The following is a 20,189-nucleotide window of genomic DNA, read 5'->3' on the forward strand; positions in this document are numbered from 1 at the left end:
CCAATATAAAAAGAGGGAAAACATTTATGGCAAGCAATAAGATTATCGGTATCGACCTTGGTACCACTAATTCCGCCGTTGCCGTTATGGAAGGTAACGAACCTAAGATTATTACCAACCCAGAAGGTGGCCGGACGACTCCTTCTGTCGTATCTTTCAAGAATGGTGAGGTTCAAGTCGGTGAAACGGCTAAGCGTCAAGCAATTACGAACCCAAACACCATTACTTCAATCAAGAGTCACATGGGCGAACCAGGCTACACGGTTGACGTTGATGGCAAGAAGTACACACCGCAAGAAATCTCAGCAATGATTCTGCAATACATCAAGAAGTACGCTGAAGACTACATTGGCGACACGGTAACCCAAGCTGTTATCACGGTACCAGCCTACTTCAACGATGCTCAGCGTCAAGCTACCAAGGATGCTGGTAAGATTGCTGGTCTGGAAGTTAAGCGGATCATCAACGAACCAACTGCTTCCTCACTGGCATATGGCCTGGACAAGAAGGACAAAGACGAAAAGATCCTGGTTTATGACCTTGGTGGTGGTACGTTCGACGTTTCCATCCTTGAACTGGGCGATGGTGTCTTCCAAGTTCTTTCCACTTCTGGTGACACTCATCTGGGTGGTGACGACTTTGACCAAAAGATCATGGATTGGCTGATCGATGGCTTCAAGGCTGAACAAGGCATTGACCTGTCTCAAGACAAGATGGCGCTGCAACGGTTGAAGGATGCTGCTGAAAAGGCTAAGAAGGAACTTTCCAGCTCACAATCTGCTGAAATCAACCTGCCATTTATCGCGCAAAAAGACGGTCAACCGGTACACCTGGACCAAACGCTGACGCGGGCTAAGTTCAACCAGCTGACCAACGACCTGGTTGAAAAGACCAAGCAGCCAGTTATGAACGCTCTGCACGATGCCGGCCTGGACTTCAACGACATTGATGAAGTTATCCTAAACGGTGGCTCAACGCGGATTCCAGCCGTTCAAGAACTGGTTAAGGACTTGACTGGCAAGGAACCAAACCACTCTATCAACCCTGATGAAGCCGTTGCGCTGGGGGCTGCCATTCAAGGTGGGGTTCTGACTGGTGACGTTAAGGACGTTGTTTTGCTTGATGTTACGCCGCTTTCCCTTGGTATTGAAACCATGGGTGGGGTAATGACCAAGCTGATCGACCGCAACACGACGATCCCAACCTCCAAGAGCCAGATCTTCTCTACGGCCGCTGACAACCAACCAGCCGTTGATATCCATGTTCTGCAAGGTGAACGTCCAATGGCAGCTGACAACAAGACGCTTGGCAACTTCCAACTGACGGACATTCCACCTGCACCACGTGGCGTTCCTCAAATCAAGGTTACCTTCGACATCGACAAGAACGGGATCGTTAACGTTTCTGCCGAAGACCAAGGTACGCACAAGAAGCAAAACATTACGATCAAGTCCAACTCTGGTCTGTCTGATGAAGAAATCGAACGGATGCGCAAAGACGCTGAAGAACACGCTGAAGCCGACAAGAAGAAGAAAGAAGAAGTTGATCTGATGAATGAATCTGACCAGCTGATCTTCCAAACCGACAAGACTATTAAGGAACTTGACGGCAAGGTTTCTGAAGATGAGATCAAGAAGGCCAAGGACGCTCGCGATGCTCTGCAAAAGGCTAAGGATGCCAAGGACTTCGATGCGATGAAGACCAAGAAGGACGAATTAAACAAGATCGTTCAAGACTTGGCAGTCAAGCTCTACCAACAAGCTCAACAAGAAAACCAACAAAATGGTACTGACGGCAACAATGGCGGTGCTGACAACAATAACGGCAAGGGCGACGGCAAGACCGTTGATGGCGACTTTACTGAAGTCAACGATGACGACAACAAGTAGGCCAGTCAGCCGAAGCCGATTTAGATAAGCAAAAAGCCAAAGCCCCCCTAACGGACTTTGGCTTTTGCTTATTTATCGTGACTATGCTATAAAGTAAGAGAGAAAAATTGCGTTGCGAGGGATTTAAATGGCAGAGAAAAACTATTACGACATTTTAGGCGTCAAAAAGGATGCTTCAGACGCTGAAATCAATCGGGCCTATCGGAAGCTGGCGGCTAAATATCATCCAGACGTCAACCATGAGCCGGGAGCCGAAGAAAAATTCAAAAAAATCAATGAAGCCTATGAAGTACTGCATGATCAGCAGAAACGGGCTCAATATGATCAGTTTGGCTCCGCTGGCCCTCAAGGCGGCTTTGGTGGCGGTCAAGGCTTCGGCGGCTTCGGTCAGGGCGGTTTCAGTCAAGGCGGCTTTGGCGATTTTGGCGATATCTTCAGCGATCTGTTCGGTGGCGGCCGTGCTCGTCGCGACCCCACGGCACCTCGCCAGGGACGCGATCTGCAGTACAACATGACGCTGGACTTTATGGATGCCATCTTTGGTAAGGAAACCACTATTAAATACGATCGGGAAGCTGAATGTAACGTCTGCCACGGTTCAGGCGCCAAGCCAGGCAAGTCGCCTTCGACCTGTCACACCTGTGGCGGTTCTGGGGTTGTAATGCAGCGGCGGCAAACGATGATGGGGATGATGCAGTCCCAGACCGTCTGCCCAACCTGTCATGGTACCGGTAAGGAAATCAAGCCAGAAGATCAATGTGACAAGTGCCACGGCTCAGGTCATATTCAAGAAAAGCACAAGCTCAAGGTCAAGGTGCCGGCCGGAATCGATGATGGCCAGCAGATGCGTCTGCAGCACCAAGGCGAGGCAGGAACCAATGGCGGCCCATACGGTGATTTATACATTGTCTTTACGGTAACGCCAAGCCGCGACTTTAAACGGGAGGGCTCCACGATCTACGTTGATCAGGATATCTCGTTTGCGCAAGCCGCATTGGGTGATAAAATCAAGGTCAAGACCGTGCATGGCGATGTTGACTTAAAGATTCCGGCTGGTACGGAATCAGAAACCTCATTCCGGCTGCGCGGCAAAGGGGTACCGCACATCAATGGCAATGGCAACGGCGACGAGCATGTGACGGTCCACGTTAAGACGCCTAAGAATCTTAACAAGCGGCAAAAAGAAGCAATGCTGGCCTTTGCTGAAGCCAGTGGCGAACATGTTGCCGGCTACAAGGGCGGTTTCTTTGATAAGCTCAAGGATCGCTTTGAAGAAAAATAAGCCTAAAGACTTAAAGAGCAAGACGCTGCAGTGCGCGGCGAATTGCTCTTTTTTCGATATTTGCACCGCCCCAGTTTGAGTTGCCAACGGGATTTGATATACTGGTAGATAGACATTTAACGCAGAAAGTGAGCACAAAAAATCAATGAATCTTGAAGAAATGAAAGAACGCCAAAAGCACATTCGGAACTTTTCGATTGTCGCCCATATCGACCATGGGAAATCCACGCTGGCGGACCGGATCCTGGAAATGACGGATTCGATCTCTAAGCGGGAAATGAAGGCCCAGATCCTTGATGACATGCCATTGGAACGGGAGCGTGGCATTACCATCAAATTAAATGCCGTGGCGCTGACCTACCATGCCAAAGACGGCGAGGACTATATTTTCCATTTGATCGATACGCCAGGGCACGTCGACTTTTCCTATGAGGTTTCACGCTCTTTGGCAGCCTGTGAAGGAGCTATTCTGGTTGTTGACGCGACGCAGGGGGTTGAAGCACAGACGCTGGCCAACGTTTATCTGGCATTGGACAACGACTTGGAGATCCTGCCAGTCATCAATAAAATCGATCTGCCTTCCGCTGACGTTGCGGGAACGAAAAAGCAGATCGAAGAAGAAATTGGTCTGAACTGCAGTGATGCTTGTGACGTCAGTGCTAAAACCGGTCTGGGCGTTGAAAAGGTGCTGGAAAAAATCGTTGCCGAAGTACCGGCGCCAACTGGTGATCTGACGGCTCCGCTAAAGGCACTGATTTTTGATTCCAAGTACGATGACTATCGCGGCGTGGTCTTGAGTGTCCGTGTCTTTGAAGGAACCGTCAAGAAAGGCGATCGCATCAAACTGATGAACTCTGGTACTGAATATGAAGTCGCTGAAGTCGGGATCAACTCGCCTAAGCCACTGGCCCGCGACTTTCTGATGGCTGGTGACGTTGGCTATATTACCGCGGCTATTAAAGATATTAAGGATACGCGGGTGGGTGATACGGTTACCGATGCCAAGCACCCAACTGACAAGCCATTAGCCGGCTATCGTCAAATGACGCCAATGGTTTACGCGGGGCTTTATCCAACCGACAACGCTAAGTTCAATGATCTGAGGGATGCCTTGGAAAAACTGCAGCTTAATGACGCGGCCTTGACATTTGAACCAGAATCCTCACAAGCATTGGGCTTTGGGTTCCGCTGCGGTTTCTTGGGACTTTTGCATATGGATGTCGTTCAAGAGCGTCTGGAACGAGAATTCAATCTGGATCTGATTACCACGGCGCCTTCCGTAACCTATCATGTCGATCTGCATGACGGCACGATGAAGGAAGTGGAAAACCCCGCTGAAATGCCAGATACGTCTTCTATCAAGGATATTAAAGAGCCTTACGTTAAAGCGTCAATCATGGTGCCAAACGATTATGTCGGCCCGGTTATGGAGCTTTGCCAACGTAAGCGGGGCGAGTTTGACACGATGGAATATCTGAGCGAGACGCGGGTCAATGTAATCTATCATATTCCGTTGTCCGAAATCATCTTTGACTTCTTTGATAAGCTGAAGAGTTCCACGCATGGTTATGCCTCGCTTGATTATGAGATTGATGACTATCGCGTCAGTGACCTGGTTAAGATCGACATCCTGCTTAACGGTGACAAGGTCGATGCCTTAAGCTTCATTGCGCACCGCGACTTTGCCGAAGAACGGGGACGCGAAATCACGACCAAGCTCAAGAAGATTATTCCGCGGCAAAACTTTGAAATTCCAATTCAAGCCGCCATTGGTTCCAAGATCATTGCACGGACCAATATCAAGGCTTACCGCAAGGACGTTACGGCACGGATTCATACTGGGGATCCTGATCGGCGGGCCAAGCTTTTGGACAAGCAGAAACGTGGTAAGAAGCGGATGAAGGCAGTTGGGCGCGTTGAGGTCCCACAAGAAGCCTTCATGGCAGTTTTGAAGACCGATGAGGAAATCGACGAAAAGAAGAAGTAGCTATGACGGCATTTGTGTTTTAGGGATGCCAAAAACTAGACTGATTTTTTTAGCTTTTTCCCACGATTTTCTCACGCGTTTATAAATCAATGGTGTAATTCAGCTTTAGATGAATGCTAAATCAATGATGTAATAAGTCGGTTGCGATTGGCAGCCGGCTTTTTCCTTTGCCCGTTTACGACAAAATTATGCCGATAAATATGCATAAAACGCTTATAAAATAGTGAGCAAGCATTACGATATTTGTGATAAATAGTCGATATAAATTGAAATGTATTGTTAATTGAAAATAAAATACAATTACTATTATTAAATCATGACATCATATTATAATTTGATAATGACTGGTTTAAAAATGTTAAAAATCAACGTTAAATTTAACTTTTATCAAAGAAAAATAAAAATTTTGATTGATATAAATGCTGATATCAAGGGACTTGTTATTTATTGTGAAAAATGTTCATTAAAATCTACTTGTAATTATGCATAAAAGCGCTATCATATCCTATGAGGGCTGAAGTAGAGAGCGGCCTGAGATAAAACGTCAATTGAGACCGGCTGTTAAGTACAGGCGGGATGATTTTTAAAGGATGGAAGGAAGATTAAGATGGCAAAAATGATCAGTGGCTCCGATGCAGTCTTAAAAGTAATTCGGCAATGGGGCGTTAAGCACATCTACGGTTATCCTGGTGGTTCTTTTGACTCCACGATGAACGCAATCTACAACCAACGTAAAGAATTGGAATTCATCCAGGTGCGGCATGAAGAGGCGGGGGCATTGGCAGCAACCGCTGATGCCAAATTAACGGGCAAGATCGGGGTCTGCTTTGGCTCTGCCGGCCCGGGTGCCATTCACCTGCTCAATGGGCTGTACGATGCCAAGCATGATCATGTTCCGGTTTTGGCAATCATTGCTCAGGTTCCTTCAACGCGTATGAATCTGGACTTTTTCCAAGCAATGGATGAGGAACCGGCATTTGAAGACGTTTCGGTTTGGAACAAGACGGCAATGACGGCGGAAAGTCTGCCCCGCATGATTGATGAAGCGATTCGGCAGGCCTACAAGCATCATGGTCCAGCTACGGTTACGATTCCAAAAGACTTTGGTTGGGCCAAGATTCCTGACACCTTTGTTCCTAACGTTGCCAACCACGTTAAAGCACACTATGTCGTTGACCAGGATCTGTTGGCTAAGGCCGGCAAGCTGATCAAGGATGCCAAGGCGCCAATGATCTACTTTGGGATTGGGGCTAAGGATGCCGCTGCGGAATTAAAGCGCGTATCAGAAAAGTACAAGATGCCGCTGGTTTCCTCAGTTTTGGCCAAGGGAATTTTGGATGAAAAGTATCCCGCCTATCTGGGCTCGGCTGGTCGGGTTGCGCCTAAGCCTGGTGCCGAGATTGGTTTTAGTACTGATTTGATCGTTTGGGTTGGTACCGACGTTCCGTTCAGTATCTTCCTGTTTAATCCGGATGCCAAGGTTATTCAAATCGATACTGATCCAGAGAAGATGGGCAAGCGTCATCACATCGACGTGCCACTGCTGTGTGATGCTAAAACGGCTTTGGCAGCGCTGGCCGACGTTGCAGATGAAAAATCGCCATCTGCCTTTTATGATGCGGCACTGGCCGACAAGCAGAACTGGCTGGACTGGCAAAACAGCTTTAATGACAGCGAAGAGATGCCAGTTCGTCCAGAGCCAATCTTTGACGTGATCAATCAAATGGCTTCCAGCAAGGCCGTCTTTGGGGTTGATGTCGGCAACGTCAACATCAACTTTGAGCGGCTGCTGATGATTCACGACGATCAAAAGTGGTGTACTTCTGGTCAGTACGCAACGATGGGTTATGGTCTGCCGGCTGCGATCTCAGCTAAGGTCAACTATCCTGATCGTGATGTCTACAGTCTTTCTGGTGATGGCGGCTTTGCGATGCTGATGGAAGAAATCCTGACTCAGGTTAAGTACCACATGCACATCATCAACGTGGTCTTCAGCAATGAATGCCTGGGCTACATTGTGGCAGAACAGCTTGATGACTCGCACCAGCCACTGTCAGGCGTTGATCTGCCAGAAACCGACTGGGCAACCGTTGCCAAAGGGATGGGTGCTATGGCCTTTACGGTTCGCACCAAAGCTGAATTCAAAGCGGCCATGGTTGAGGCTCAGCAGACGGATCTGCCAGTAGTAATTGACGTTAAGCTCACCCATGAGATGCCGCTTTCGACCAACCACATGTTCTTAGACAAAGAGACCCAGGATCCAAAACTGGTTGACGAATACGTTGAAAAGTACCAGGCCCAAGCCTTGAAGCCATTCAGCTATTTCTTAAAGGCCGCTAAGGAAGCACATGGCGAAGAAATTGACGCCTTCTCAGGAGCTTCAGCAGCCAGTGTGGAAGATGAAGCCGACAATCAGCCGCTTGCCGACACCACGACCGGCGCATCAGAGGACGCTCCCGAACCAGCAGACACTGATGCTACCAGTGGGGCTTCTCAGCACTAAAGCATTAAGCCAAGATACCAATTTTTAAGCTCGCCACTGTGCGGGCTTTTTTAGTACAAAAAAAAGCCGCTGGATAACCAGCAGCTTTTCTCGCATTCAATACTAGAACGGATTAGTTTTCGCCCATCAGCTTAGCCATACCGTTTTCGGCAACTTCTTGCAGGGTCTTGGCAGAGTCAGCCATAGCCTTGGATTCGCGTTCGTTCAGAGGAACTTCCAGAACTTGAGCGACACCAGAAGCGTTAACAACGGCTGGCGTACCAATGTAGATACCCTTCAGACCGTATTCACCATCAACAGGGGCACCAACTGGCAGAACGGCATTTTCGTCACGCAGGATAGCGCGGGAAATCCGAGTCAGGGCAGTAGCAACACCGTAGTAGGTAGCGCCTTTGCGGTTGATGATTTCGTAAGCCTTGTTACGAACGTCATCTTCAATCTTCAGCAGTTCTTCGTCAGAAACGCCCTTTTCCTTGGCCAGGTCCAGCAGTGGCTTGCCGCCGATCGTAGCAGATGAGTAGGCAGCAAATTCGGAGTCACCGTGTTCAGCCATGATGTTGGCAGAAACGTCAACTGGACTAACGTTGAACTTCTTAGCCAAAGCAACCCGCAGACGAGCGGAGTCCAGAGAAGTACCGGAACCAACGACCTTGTTGCGTGGGAAGCCGGACAGCTTTTGAACGGCGTAGGTCAGGATGTCAACTGGGTTAGCGGCAACCAGGAAGATACCGTTGAAGCCAGACTTAACGATTGGTTCAACAACGGACTTGATGATCTTCAGGTTCTTGTCAACCAGTTGCAGACGAGTTTCACCTGGCTTTTGTGGAGCACCGGCAGTGATAACTACCAGGTCGGCATCCTTGCAGGTGTCGTAGTCAGCAGAGTAGATAGCCTTTGGAGCCGTGAATGGGGTAGCGTCTTCAAGGTCAAGAGCGTCACCTTCCGTACGCTTCTTGATGATGTCAACGATCGCGAATTCTTCAGCCAGGCCTTGTTGTGCCATCGCAAATGCGTAGCTTGAACCTACCGCGCCGTCACCGACGAGGACAACTTTTTGATGATTCTTAGACATAAGTAAAGTCTCCCTTAAAGTAGTATTGCATATTGCAAGACTCATTATAGCATTCTGATTTGAAATTTGTTAATAATGCGTAAATAAAGCCAGGCAAATGATAAAAAAATTGTGTTTTTGATCATTTTATGACTGATTTCAGCTAAAATTGCGTTAGCCGCGTAAAACGCCCCAGCCGATAATGCCACCGATCAGCAAAATAGCTGGCAGAATCAGCGTTTTGACAAAGAAAGCGGCGACGGCAATGATGGCGATCCAAAACAGCAGATGCAATGAAAGTTTGAACAGTTTCCAAAGCAGCCACAGACCGACCAGCGTTAACAGCAGTTCCATCGTGTTTTCCTCCATTGATAATTGATGATGACTGATTTTACCATTTCAACAGCGGCCAAAGCACCAAAAAGGTCTGGTATTTATGCTTTCTTAATCTAATCTGATAAATAAGATAGGTGATAGCAGTTGACAAGCAGCAGCTGCTGGAAACGCAGATTTAGATTTGATGATCCACCCTGCGCAAACCAGATCAACAAAGGAATTCCGAAACGAAAAAACTGTCCATAATGCTGCTTGAAAATTTCCGAGATTTCGATAATTTAAAAAGCAAAAAATATTCTGTTATTATTTTCCAACTTATGATAGACTGTTACTTTAATTGTTTGATTTTTGTTAGGCTTGAAACGTTCAAAGTCAAGCTAAATATGATAAAATGGTTAGTACTAGTTAAGGAAATTTTTTCCAATCTATTGTAGGGGAGGGATTGCCATCTTAAATCGAACTAAAAAATTCATGCGCGACAATGATCTGGATTACAAACGTGAATATATTCGACCGATGATGACACCGGAACACGTTTATATTTTCCGTTTTGGGCGGCACAAGCTCAATAACCGAGTGATCGTTCGCTACTCCCATACATGGACGGGTCGCTTAAAGATCAATGAGATTGATGTTCGGCTGCATCATCAGCATCATCCGCGAATCTTTAAGACGGAAACGGATCTGATCTTGTATCTGCAGCAGCACATGGAAAAAGAAGAGCAGAAAAAGATTGCCAAGCAGGCAGTCAAGCATGACGATCCGCAAAATCAATAAGCACAACTGAAGCGTCCTTGCCTTTTAGGGCGCTTTTTTGCCATACAAAGGAGGAAAAAAGATGAATGATTGGACGGCAGTAACCGTCGAAACCAGTACAGAGGCGGTTGACGCGGTCAGCTATATTTTGACCGATACCGGCGCGGCGGGAATTCAGATTGAGGATGCCGCGGATTTTGCCAAATTGAAACCTGGCCGCTATGGCGATGAGATTATTGATCCCAGCTCGATTCCTCACCGCCAAACGGGAGCCGCGGTTACGGGATATTATCCCAGCAATGTTTTTGTTCCAGAGCTTTTGCCCGGCATCAAGCAGCGGGTTTTAAAACTGCAGGCATTCGGTCTGGATCCAATGCCTGCCACGGTTAAAAGCGAAGCAATCGAAAATCAGGACTGGAAAACCGCTTGGGAAAAGTACTATCATCCAGTTCGAGTCACGCGGACTTTGACGGTTGTGCCGGAATGGGAGGACTATCAGCCGAGCTCAGATGAAAAGCTTTTGATTTTAGACCCCGGCATGGCATTTGGTACGGGAACGCATCCAACCACGCAATTGATGCTGCAGGCCCTGGAGCTGACGGTGCGCGGCGGTGAAAGCATGCTGGACGTCGGTACCGGATCAGGCGTGCTCAGTATCGCTGCTAAACTGCTGGGCGTTGGTAAGATTAAGGCCTATGACATTGATGAGGTGGCTGTCCGCTCTGCTAAAAAGAATCTGGCGCTCAATCCGGCTGCTAAAGACGTTGAGATTGGCGTAAACAGTCTTTTGGATGGCATTCATGATCAAGATGCTGATCTGATCGTTGCCAATATTCTGGCTGAGATTATTTTGCCGCTGATTCCACAGGCTTACGAAAATCTCAAGCCAGGCGGTCATTTTCTGACTTCTGGGATTATCAACGACAAATTTGATGAAGTGGCCCAAGCATTGCGCGATGGCGGCTTTAAAATCGATGAGACGATGCGGATTAAGGACTGGTATGGCATTATCGCCCATAAGCCAACGCCGGCAGAATAATAGGAGGCCCATATGCAACGCTATTTTATCAATGAACCGGTGCCTGAAGATCAACGGCTCGTCTTACCAAAAGACATTGCCCATCATCTGGTTGACGTTTTGCGCGCGGAGCAAAATGATGAGCTGGAAGTTGCGCTTAATGATCAAAAAGTCTATCTGGCCCGGCTTGTCAGTCTGAATCCAGCCACCGTTGAGCTGCAAAGCGATCTGGGGACTGATGCTGAATTGCCGGTGGAAATAATTTTGGCTTGCGGGCTGCCTAAGACCAAGGAGAAGCCGGAACTGATCGTGCAGAAGGCTACTGAAATGGGAGCCAGCCGAATTGTCTTTTTTGCGGCGCAGCGTTCCATCAGCCGTTGGAATCCACAAAAGCAGGCCAAAAAAATCGAGCGCCTGCAAAAAATTGCTAATGCCGCGGCCGAGCAGTCGCATCGCAATCGTCAGCCAGAAGTCGTTTATGGCGGCAAACTCAGTAACGTCTTAAAAAACGAGCCGGCCGACTTTAAGATCGTGGCTTGGGAAGAATCAGCCAAGCAGGGTGAAGAGGCTAATCTGGCCAAAACGCTCAAGCAGCTGCAGCCAGGCCAAAAGCTGTTAGCGGTCTTTGGTCCAGAAGGCGGACTCAGCGCGGCCGAAGTTGATCAGATGAAAGAGCAAGGCGTCGTGCCGGCTGGCTTGGGGCCGCGGATTCTGCGTACGGAAACGGCACCGCTGTATCTGCTGGCTGCGGTTTCCTATCAGTTGGAACTGGCTCGTTAAGCGCATTGCCAAGCATTGTGTTACAATAAATGTCAATCAATTTGGCATGAGTGAGGAGATTTTAATGGAGAAGTTGCAGCAATTTTGGCGGACGACCGATCGCCGGCTTTTAATCAGCGATCTGGTGCTATCTTTGATGATCAACCCGCTGTTTTTAAAGCAGCATCTGGTATCGCGCGTTCAGATCATTATTTGGCTTTTGCTGTTGGTTAATTTCTGTTACGTTGTCTGGGCCGGCAGAAGAGTCGCCAAGCAGCAGGATCGCTCCTGGCAGCTGCTGGTCTTTCCAATCGGCTATCTGATCGGCGTCCGACTTTTTCAAGTATCACGCTACACTTACTATTTCGCACTGGTCTATTTAGGCATCGAATATCTGGCTAAGGCCATGACTCAAGATGCCGTCAAAAATCAATCTAAAGAAAGCAAGTTGATGCAGGATGTCAAAAAACAATGAACTAACGCATGAAGACGTTAAAAAGATCGTTTCTTCATACATGAATGAAGAGCATGTTGAAATGGTTGAGCGCGCCTACCATTTTGCCGCGGTTGCGCACGCTGACCAGCATCGCAAGTCGGGCGAGGCCTATATCATCCATCCGATTCAAGTTGCCGGCATCCTGGCCAATCTGCATATGGATCCAGAAACGGTATGCGCGGGCTACATGCACGATATCGTTGAAGATACTGGGGCCACTTTGGATGATATTCGCGAGCTTTTTGGCCCGACGATTGCCATGATCGTGGATGGCGACACGAAGATCTCTAAGATTCATTACAAGTCCAACAAAGAACAGATGGCCGAAACGCACCGTAAGCTTTTGCTGGCAATGAGCAAGGATATCCGCGTGATGATCGTTAAACTGGCTGACCGCCTGCACAATATGCGGACGCTGCAACATCTGCGTCCCGACAAGCAGCGGCGGATTGCCAACGAAACGCTGGAAATCTACGCGCCGATTGCCGACCGACTGGGGATCAGCACCATCAAATGGGAGCTGGAGGATCTGTCGCTGCGCTATCTCAATCCGCAGCAGTACTACCGCATCGTGCATCTGATGAATTCGCGGCGTGATCAGCGGGTCGAATACATTAATCGGGCCATTGTCGACGTTAAAAAAGCCATCAGCGATCTGGAATTGGGACCCAACGTCGAGATTTATGGCCGCCCGAAGCACATCTACTCGGTCTACCGCAAGATGGTCACACAGCATAAACAGTTTGAGCAGATTTATGACCTGTTGGCGATTCGGGTCGTGGTTGACTCAATCAAGGATTGCTATGCCGTTTTGGGCGCGGTTCACACCAACTGGAAGCCAATGCCGGGCCGTTTTAAAGACTATATTGCTATGCCGAAAGCAAACGGCTATCAGTCGCTGCACACCACGGTGATTGGTCCAGAAGGCCGGCTGCTGGAGATTCAGATTCGAACTCACGATATGCATGAGGTTGCTGAATACGGGGTTGCTGCACACTGGGCCTATAAAGAAGGCAAGACCAATGGCATCAAGCAGACGCAGGACTCCAAAAAACTCAACGTGGTCAAAGAAATTCTGGAGCTGCAGAGCGAATCGCAGGGCACCGATGAATTTTTGCAGGGCATTCAAAGCGACGTTTTTGCCGACAAGGTCTACGCGTTTACTCCCAAAGGCGATGTTATTGAAATGCCAAAGGGCGCGGGGCCGCTGGACATGGCCTACCAGATTCATACGGAAGTCGGTAATCATACGACTGGTGCCAAGGTTAATGGTCGCATCGTACCTTTGAACTATGAGATCAAAAACGGTGATATCGTCGACATTTTAACTTCATCCAGTTCGGCGGGGCCAAGTCGCGACTGGTTGGATCTGGTCTTTACGCGGCGGGCCCGCAACAAGATTCGTCAGTTCTTCAGAGCCCATGATCACGACAAAAACGTGGAAAGCGGCCGTCAGATTATTGCCAGTCAGCTGCGCGATGCTGGCTATGATCCTAATGAGCTGATGACCACGGAAAAGAACAACCAGATTGCCGATCAGATGCACTACAAGACGGCTGATGACATGTTTGCCGCGGTTGGTTTTGGTGACGTGCCGCCAATTGGGGTGCGCAATCGCTTTACGGCCGACATTCGTAAAAAAGAGGCTGATGACAAGCAACGGGCCGCCCAGAAAGCCGTTTTGGAAGATCACCAGACTTTTGAAAACAAGAACGTTAATAATCAACGCAAGTTTGCCAAGAGTTCAGAAGGCGTGGTCGTTGAAGGCGTTGATAATCTTTTGACGCGGCTCAGCCATTGCTGCAGTCCCGTGCCTGGCGATGAGATCGTTGGCTACATTACCAAGGGCCGCGGGGTTTCTGTTCACCGTGCCGATTGTCCCAACGTCAAGGCAGCCGAAAAGAACGGCGAACGGCTGGTCTCGGTCTTTTGGGCTAATCCAGCCGGCGATAAGACCAACTACAATGCCGATATTGAAGTTGAGGGCTACAATCGCAATGGCCTGTTGAATGACGTGCTGCGCTCGATCAACAACAACACGCGCTTTTTAACGTCGGTCAATGGTAAGGTCGACCACAACAAGATGGCTACGATTTCAGCTACGATTGGCGTGCGCAACAGTCAGCATCTGCAGCTGATCTTGGACAGTCTGAAAAACATTCCAGATGTCTATGTCGTCAAACGGGTAATTCGTTAAGAGGTGATCAAATGCGTGTCGTATTGCAACGAGTCAATCATGCTGCCGTTAGAATCGATGGTGAAACGGTCGGCCAGATTCAAAAAGGCTACCTGCTGTTGGTCGGCCTGGCACCGGAAGATACTGATGAGCAGTTGGACTGGATGGTACACAAAATCGTCAATCTGCGTGTTTTTGAAGATGAAAACGGCAAGCTGAACCGAGCACTGGCTGATGTCAATGGCGAGATTTTGTCGATTTCACAGTTTACCCTGTATGCTGACGTCAAACATGGCAATCGGCCTGGTTTTTCAAAAGCTGCTAAGCCGGAAATTGCCGCGCCTTTATATGACCGTTTCAACGAAAAACTGCGTCAAGCCGGCGTGCATGTTGAAACCGGTCGTTTTGGCGCTGATATGAAAGTTGAGCTGGAAAACGACGGTCCGGTTACGATTCTTTATGAAAAATAGTTTTTAAAAAGCGAGCAGCGGTTAGACCGTTACTCGCTTTTTAATTAGGTTCTTGAATAGCTGATCGATAATCAGGCAGGGTACTGGCGCCGTTGTCATGACAATCAGTGGTTACAGTCAGTTCAACGTTAAAAACAACATCGCTTTGCAAATCATACTTGAATCGATCGGGACTAGAAAATCTACACATTGATCAATTTATCAGTAGCGTTCCAAAATGCCGTCGACTGCTGGGCCATAAGTTTCGCCAAACAAGATCAGATGCATGCACAGATAGTAGAACTGATACCATGGCAGTCGCTCATTGACGCCTTTTGCCAATGGATACTCCTGCTGATAGGCTTGGTAGAACGCAGGCTCAAAGCCGCCAAAAATCGTGGTCATAGCCAGATCAAACTCACGATCACCATAGACGGCATCCGGATCGATCAAGACTGGCTGACCGGTATCATCAAACATATAGTTGCCTGCCCAGAGATCACCGTGCAAAAGACTGGGGATGACCTGGTGCTGATCATAATAGTCACTGAAGGCTTGGCACATTCTTTGATAGTGAGTCTCGCGCCAGTCATTCCAGCGCCCGTTTTTCTTAGCGACGGTAATTTCTGGATCCAGCCGCTGTTTGAGATAAAAGTCGCGCCAGCTGTCATTCCACGCATTGTTTTTAACCAACGCTCTGGTGGTGTGATTTTCATAAAAGCCAAACTGCTTGGCATGCTGGGCGTGCATTCTGGCAACTGCCCGCCCCAGATCAGCCTGTGAGCCGCTGCCGCTTTCCAGCCATTCAAGCACCAGGTAGGCATCGCCTTGAATCTGTCCTTGAGCAAGCGGCGTCGGGGTTTTGACGAGCGCGCCGATTGCTTCCAGACCGCGTTTTTCGTGATTGAAATAGCTGGCCGGATGACGCGGCTGGACCTTTAAAAAATAGGTTCTTTGATCAGCCTTGATCTGATAGGCGGCATTGATGTCGCCACCAGCAACCGGTCGCCAATCCTCAACCTGGCGAAACGGCAATTGGCTGAGCCATTTTTGATTAAGCTGATATGCAGACATAAGACCAACATCCTTTCTGTCTAGTTTTTAAAGTAGTTATTTAATCCCTTGGCAATATCGCGGGCGATCTTTTGCTGATAGCTGGCGTTTTTGATTTGATTAAAGTCTTTAGTTGAATTGATATAGCCCATTTCGCAAAGCACGGCTGGACGGGTGTTATCGCGAATGACCAGAAAGTTGCCAAATTCAATGCCGCGATTAGTCAATGGCAGGTTGTTCAGCTGCTTGTTCAGTGCCTTGGCCAGCTTTTTGGACGCGCCCTTATGGTAATAATAGGTCGTAAATCCCGAGGCTTCGTTGCGAGCCGGCGAAGAATCGAAATGGAAGCTGATAAAGGCATCGGCATGCATGCTTTCGGCAAGGGCTGGTCGCGGTTTGAGGCCAACGTAACGGTCCGAGTCGCGCGTCATGATTACGTGCGCGCCCCGCAGCCGCAATTCCTGCGCAACGCGATTGGCCAGCTGCAGCGTATAGGTCTTTTCCATGTAGCGCTTGCTGGTACTGTTTTTATATTCGGCACCAGAGTCAGAACCACCATGGCCAGGGTCAATTACGATCGTAGCTTCGGAAAGGCTTGAGACGTGCTTGAGATTGTTTTTGGGATGAACCAGCCAGCTGGCAACCCAGCCAAAACGCTGATCGCTGAGCCGAATCTTGTACCATGAGTTGCGTGTTTTGAGAATCGTTACGCGCTGGCCTTTTTTAACGGTGCCGATCGTAGCATAGTCAAGCCCAGGACCGGTACGGACGTTGAGCCCACTGGTTTCAATGGTGGTCGTCCGCGAAAACGTCAGCGCGACCACCATGACAATTGCAATTAATGCCATGCTGATCGCAACCAGGACAGCTTTGGCAGGACGATGAAACTTCAAGATTTTTGCTCCTTTATCATGAATCATTAAGATAAGTTTAGAAAGCATCAATTGGAAAATCAAGACTAATTCGGGGCTGGCCTATTGACTAAACAGCTCAAGCCTAGTAGGCTAAGTAGGTAATTAAATTTAGAGATGCCGATGAAAAAGAATGTTCGGTCTGCCATAGCTTTCAGCGAGCGGGGAATTGGTGCAAGCCCTGTCGATTGGCTGCCGAGTGACGCTTTGGAGGCAGGGTCATGACCCCGTCGAAGCTACGTTACCCAAGAGTAAACCCAAGGTGGTACCGTGCATTCAAGCACCCTTGCAGCAGCAGGGGTGCTTTTTTAAATCGACTGATTGATCAATGGAGGAGAGATACAATGCGCTATCAACGCCCAAAAGGCACGGCTGATATCTTGCCGGGCGAATCCGCTCAGTGGGAAGCCGTTGAGAAACTGGCTCGTGAAATCTTTGCGCGCTATGGCTACCGTGAAATTCGCACGCCAATTTTTGAAAACTACAATATTTTTGCCCGCTCGGCTGGTGAGACTTCTGATGTCGTTACCAAAGAAATGTATGACTTTAAAGACAAGGGCGATCGTCACGTGGCACTGCGCCCAGAAGGTACGGCCGGCGTGGTCCGGGCCTATGTTGAAAACAAGCTGTACGGCCCTGAATACAACAAGCCTTACAAGGTCTACTACATGGGACCAATGTTTCGCTATGAGCGGCCGCAGTCTGGTCGGCAGCGTGAGTTCCACCAGATCGGGGTTGAAGCATTCGGCAGCGACAATCCAGCCGTTGACGTTGAAGTTATGACCATGGCGCTGCGCCTGTTCAAGCAGCTGGGGTTAACGGGTCTGCGCGTAGCCATCAACACGCTTGGCGATCAAGAAACGCGCGATACCTACCGTCAAGCACTGATCGACTACTTAAAGCCGCACTACGATGAACTGAGCGAAGACTCTCAAGAACGTCTGGAAAAGAATCCATTGCGGGTCTTAGACAGCAAGGATCCACGCGACAAGCAGTTTGTTGACGATGCGCCATCGATTCTGGACTATTTGACTGATGATGCCCAAAAGCACTTTGATCTGGTCAAGGAAATGCTGGATGAGCTGGACATTGACTACACGGTTGACCCAACCATGGTGCGGGGACTGGATTACTACAACCACACGATCTTTGAGGTTATGGTTCAGGCAAAGTCGCTTGGTCAAGGCTATACGACGATCTGTGGCGGCGGCCGCTACAGTGGACTGGTTGAAGAGCTTGGTGGTCCGGATACGCCAGGGGTTGGCTTTGGGATTGGCTTAGAACGGCTGATGCTTTTGCTTAACGAAGAAGGACTGCTTAAAAAAGTGGATCCTGATTTAGACGTTTATGTCGTGGGCATTGGCGAGACAACCAACACTGCCAGCTTTAAACTGGTTGAAGCAGCGCGGGATGCCGGCTTTGTTGCCGAACGCGACTACTTGAACCGTAAGCCAAAAGCGCAGTTTAAGACGGCGGCCAAGGAAAATGCCAAAGTCGTTTTGACGATTGGCCAAAAAGAACTGGAAAGCGGTACGGTTCACTTTAAAGTAATGGCCACCGGTGAAGAGACTACTTTACCGCTGGACCGCGTTTTTGCCGATTTTAAAGCCGTTTATCAAGAACAGACAAAGGGGTAATAAAAAATGAAGCGTACCAATTATGCTGGTGAGACCAGCGAACAGCAGATTGGCCAAGAAGTCGTCGTAAAAGGCTGGGTTGCCAAGCGACGCAATCTGGGTGGTCTGATCTTTATCGACTTGTGGGATCGCTCTGGCATCGTGCAGCTGGTTTTTGATGAAAAGATTGATCCAGCGGCATTTGAGATCGCCAACCAGGTACGGAACCAATACGTTATTGAAGCGCATGGTCTGGTGCGGGCTCGTAAGGAAGTCAACCCTGACATGAAGACGGGTAAGATCGAGATTGAAGTTAAAGAAGCCAGCATTTTGGCCAAGTCCAAGCCAATGCCGTTTGAAATCGTGGACGACGTTGATGCTTCTGAAGAACTGCGTCTGAAATACCGCTACCTTGATCTGCGCCGTCCTGAGATGATGAAGCGCTTGATGCTGCGGAGCAAGGTTACGCATGTCGTTCACCGCTACTTTGAAAAGAACGGCTTCTTAGACGTTGAGACGCCAGAACTGACGCGCTCTACTCCAGAAGGGGCGCGTGACTACATCGTGCCTTCACGGGTCTACCCAGGCAGCTTCTATGCTTTGCCGCAATCGCCACAATTGTTTAAGCAACTGTTGATGGCAGCTGGGGTCGACAAGTACTACCAGATTGCCAAATGCTTCCGTGATGAGGATTTGCGGGGCGATCGGCAGCCAGAATTTACGCAGATCGATACTGAAATGAGCTTTGCCACGCCAGAAGACATTCAAGCGATGACAGAAGGCCTGATCAAAGACGTCATGAAAGAAGTCTTGGACATTGACGTTAAGACGCCTTTCCCACGTATGGAATGGCAAGAGGCAATGGACAAGTACGGTACCGACAAGCCGGATACGCGTTTTGAAATGCTGATTCATGATATCAGTGATCTGGTGAAGGACAGCTCGTTTAAGGTATTCAGCAGTACGGTGGCAGCTGGCAACTATGTCCGGGCCATTGTCGTACCTGGTGGAGCTGACAAATACTCCCGTAAAGACATCAGCAAGCAGGAAGACTACATCAAGCGCTACAATGCCAAGGGACTGGCCTGGGTCAAGGTAGGCGCGGATGGCTACAATGGTCCCGTTGCCAAGTTCTTAAACGACCAAGCTGCTGAATTAAATGCGGCGCTTGATGCCAAGGAAGGCGACTTGATCTTAATCGTTGCCGGTTCGTTCCACGTGGTCTGCGATTCATTAGGCTACCTACGAAACCACTTTGCTGAAGAACTCGGCTTAAAAGACCCTAACCAATGGAACTACGTCTGGATCGTTAACTGGCCAATGTTTGAATATGATGAAGGCTTTGGTAAGTGGATCGCGGCTCACCACCCATTCACGATGCTTAACCCTGAGGATCTGCACTATCTGGAAGATGGCGAAGACCCACATCAGGCGCACGCGCAAAGCTATGACATCGTTTTGAACGGTCAGGAAATCGGTGGGGGTTCTATCCGTATTCACGACCCTGAAATTCAAGAAAAGGTCTTTAAGGCCCTGGGCTACAGCAAAGAAAAGGCTCAAGCACGCTTCGGCTTTTTGATCAAGGCATTGGAACTGGGAATGCCTCCAGAGGGTGGTCTGGCAATTGGCCTGGATCGCTGGGTAATGTTCCTGTCGCAGGCTGACAGCATTCGTGATGTGATTGCCTTCCCTAAGAACTCAAAGGCCGTTGAACCTTTGACGGCGGCACCAGCTCGCGTCAGTGAACAACAGTTGGAAGAGCTGCGTCTGGAAGTTCCAGCTGAAGATGAAGATAAAGAAGACTAACCGAATCAGTTATTAAAAAGGATCCGCTGGTTTAGCGGATCCTTTTTGATTAAGGTGGGGGAATATGCAATTACCTGCTTTTGACTAAAAATCGGCGCAAA

16 protein-coding genes are annotated in these 20,189 nt (G+C 48.8%); 12 read left to right on the top strand and 4 right to left on the bottom strand.

The genetic code is table 11. From position 1 onward, the window contains the following. Positions 1-26: 26 nt before the first annotated feature. The 4 genes from dnaK (at position 27) to spxB (ending at position 7,661) form a co-directional block, all read left to right on the top strand. Positions 27-1,889, top strand: coding sequence for a molecular chaperone DnaK (gene dnaK / locus H0G69_RS03735; protein WP_180305206.1), 1,863 nt, complete (start codon positions 27-29; stop codon positions 1,887-1,889). A gap of 127 nt (positions 1,890-2,016) precedes the next feature. Continuing rightward, positions 2,017-3,171, top strand: coding sequence for a molecular chaperone DnaJ (gene dnaJ, locus H0G69_RS03740; protein WP_180305207.1), 1,155 nt, complete (start codon positions 2,017-2,019; stop codon positions 3,169-3,171). Positions 3,172-3,316: 145 nt separating this feature from the next. Next, complete coding sequence (lepA, locus tag H0G69_RS03745; RefSeq protein WP_180305208.1) at positions 3,317-5,158, top strand: translation elongation factor 4; 1,842 nt, start codon at positions 3,317-3,319, stop codon at positions 5,156-5,158. Between the two features lie 607 nt (positions 5,159-5,765). Beyond that, positions 5,766-7,661 carry a pyruvate oxidase gene (gene spxB / locus H0G69_RS03750; RefSeq protein ID WP_180305209.1) on the top strand — a complete coding sequence of 632 codons (1,896 nt, stop codon included), beginning with the start codon at positions 5,766-5,768 and terminating at the stop codon, positions 7,659-7,661. 112 nt (positions 7,662-7,773) lie between these two features. On the opposite strand, the gene H0G69_RS03755 is transcribed toward spxB, so the two are convergent. Both H0G69_RS03755 and H0G69_RS03760 read right to left on the bottom strand, forming a co-directional pair. Further along, positions 7,774-8,733, bottom strand: a complete 960-nt coding sequence (locus H0G69_RS03755) for an L-lactate dehydrogenase (RefSeq protein ID WP_180305210.1) — start codon at positions 8,731-8,733, stop codon at positions 7,774-7,776. Positions 8,734-8,886: 153 nt separating this feature from the next. Further along, complete coding sequence (locus H0G69_RS03760; protein WP_034540933.1) at positions 8,887-9,066, bottom strand: hypothetical protein; 180 nt, start codon at positions 9,064-9,066, stop codon at positions 8,887-8,889. Positions 9,067-9,519: 453 nt separating this feature from the next. On the opposite strand from H0G69_RS03760, the gene H0G69_RS03765 reads away from it, so the two are divergent. From H0G69_RS03765 to dtd, 6 genes are all read left to right on the top strand, one after another. Next, positions 9,520-9,825, top strand: a complete 306-nt coding sequence (locus H0G69_RS03765; RefSeq protein WP_006499807.1) for a hypothetical protein — start codon at positions 9,520-9,522, stop codon at positions 9,823-9,825. 61 nt (positions 9,826-9,886) lie between these two features. Further along, the gene (gene prmA / locus H0G69_RS03770) at positions 9,887-10,843 is read left to right on the top strand and encodes a 50S ribosomal protein L11 methyltransferase (RefSeq protein WP_180305211.1); all 957 of its coding nucleotides are present in this window, start codon (positions 9,887-9,889) and stop codon (positions 10,841-10,843) included. A gap of 12 nt (positions 10,844-10,855) precedes the next feature. Then, positions 10,856-11,602 (top strand): 16S rRNA (uracil(1498)-N(3))-methyltransferase, encoded by a 747-nt coding sequence (locus H0G69_RS03775; RefSeq protein WP_180305212.1) that lies wholly within the window; start codon positions 10,856-10,858, stop codon positions 11,600-11,602. Positions 11,603-11,666: 64 nt separating this feature from the next. Continuing rightward, on the top strand, positions 11,667-12,056 hold the full coding sequence (locus H0G69_RS03780; protein ID WP_180305213.1) for a hypothetical protein: 390 nt from the start codon (positions 11,667-11,669) through the stop codon (positions 12,054-12,056). After that, positions 12,040-14,274 carry a RelA/SpoT family protein gene (locus H0G69_RS03785; RefSeq protein WP_045025446.1) on the top strand — a complete coding sequence of 745 codons (2,235 nt, stop codon included), beginning with the start codon at positions 12,040-12,042 and terminating at the stop codon, positions 14,272-14,274. Before H0G69_RS03780 ends, H0G69_RS03785 begins: the two co-directional genes overlap by 17 nt. A gap of 11 nt (positions 14,275-14,285) precedes the next feature. Beyond that, positions 14,286-14,723, top strand: a complete 438-nt coding sequence (gene dtd / locus H0G69_RS03790; RefSeq protein ID WP_033935617.1) for a D-aminoacyl-tRNA deacylase — start codon at positions 14,286-14,288, stop codon at positions 14,721-14,723. 201 nt (positions 14,724-14,924) lie between these two features. Here dtd and H0G69_RS03795 read toward each other — a convergent pair whose 3' ends face one another. After that, positions 14,925-15,776, bottom strand: a complete 852-nt coding sequence (locus H0G69_RS03795; RefSeq protein ID WP_180305214.1) for a fructosamine kinase family protein — start codon at positions 15,774-15,776, stop codon at positions 14,925-14,927. A 20-nt stretch (positions 15,777-15,796) separates the two neighbouring features. Then, on the bottom strand, positions 15,797-16,603 hold the full coding sequence (locus H0G69_RS03800) for an N-acetylmuramoyl-L-alanine amidase family protein (RefSeq protein ID WP_370796322.1): 807 nt from the start codon (positions 16,601-16,603) through the stop codon (positions 15,797-15,799). A 407-nt stretch (positions 16,604-17,010) separates the two neighbouring features. Here H0G69_RS03800 and hisS point away from each other — a divergent pair, with 407 nt between their 5' ends. Both hisS and aspS read left to right on the top strand, forming a co-directional pair. Next, positions 17,011-18,303 carry a histidine--tRNA ligase gene (hisS, locus tag H0G69_RS03805; protein WP_180305215.1) on the top strand — a complete coding sequence of 431 codons (1,293 nt, stop codon included), beginning with the start codon at positions 17,011-17,013 and terminating at the stop codon, positions 18,301-18,303. Positions 18,304-18,309: 6 nt separating this feature from the next. Beyond that, on the top strand, positions 18,310-20,088 hold the full coding sequence (gene aspS, locus H0G69_RS03810) for an aspartate--tRNA ligase (RefSeq protein ID WP_045025443.1): 1,779 nt from the start codon (positions 18,310-18,312) through the stop codon (positions 20,086-20,088). Positions 20,089-20,189 lie beyond the last annotated feature (101 nt).

This window comes from Limosilactobacillus mucosae (assembly GCF_013423865.1).
GTDB classification, from domain to species: Bacteria; Bacillota; Bacilli; order Lactobacillales; family Lactobacillaceae; genus Limosilactobacillus; species Limosilactobacillus mucosae.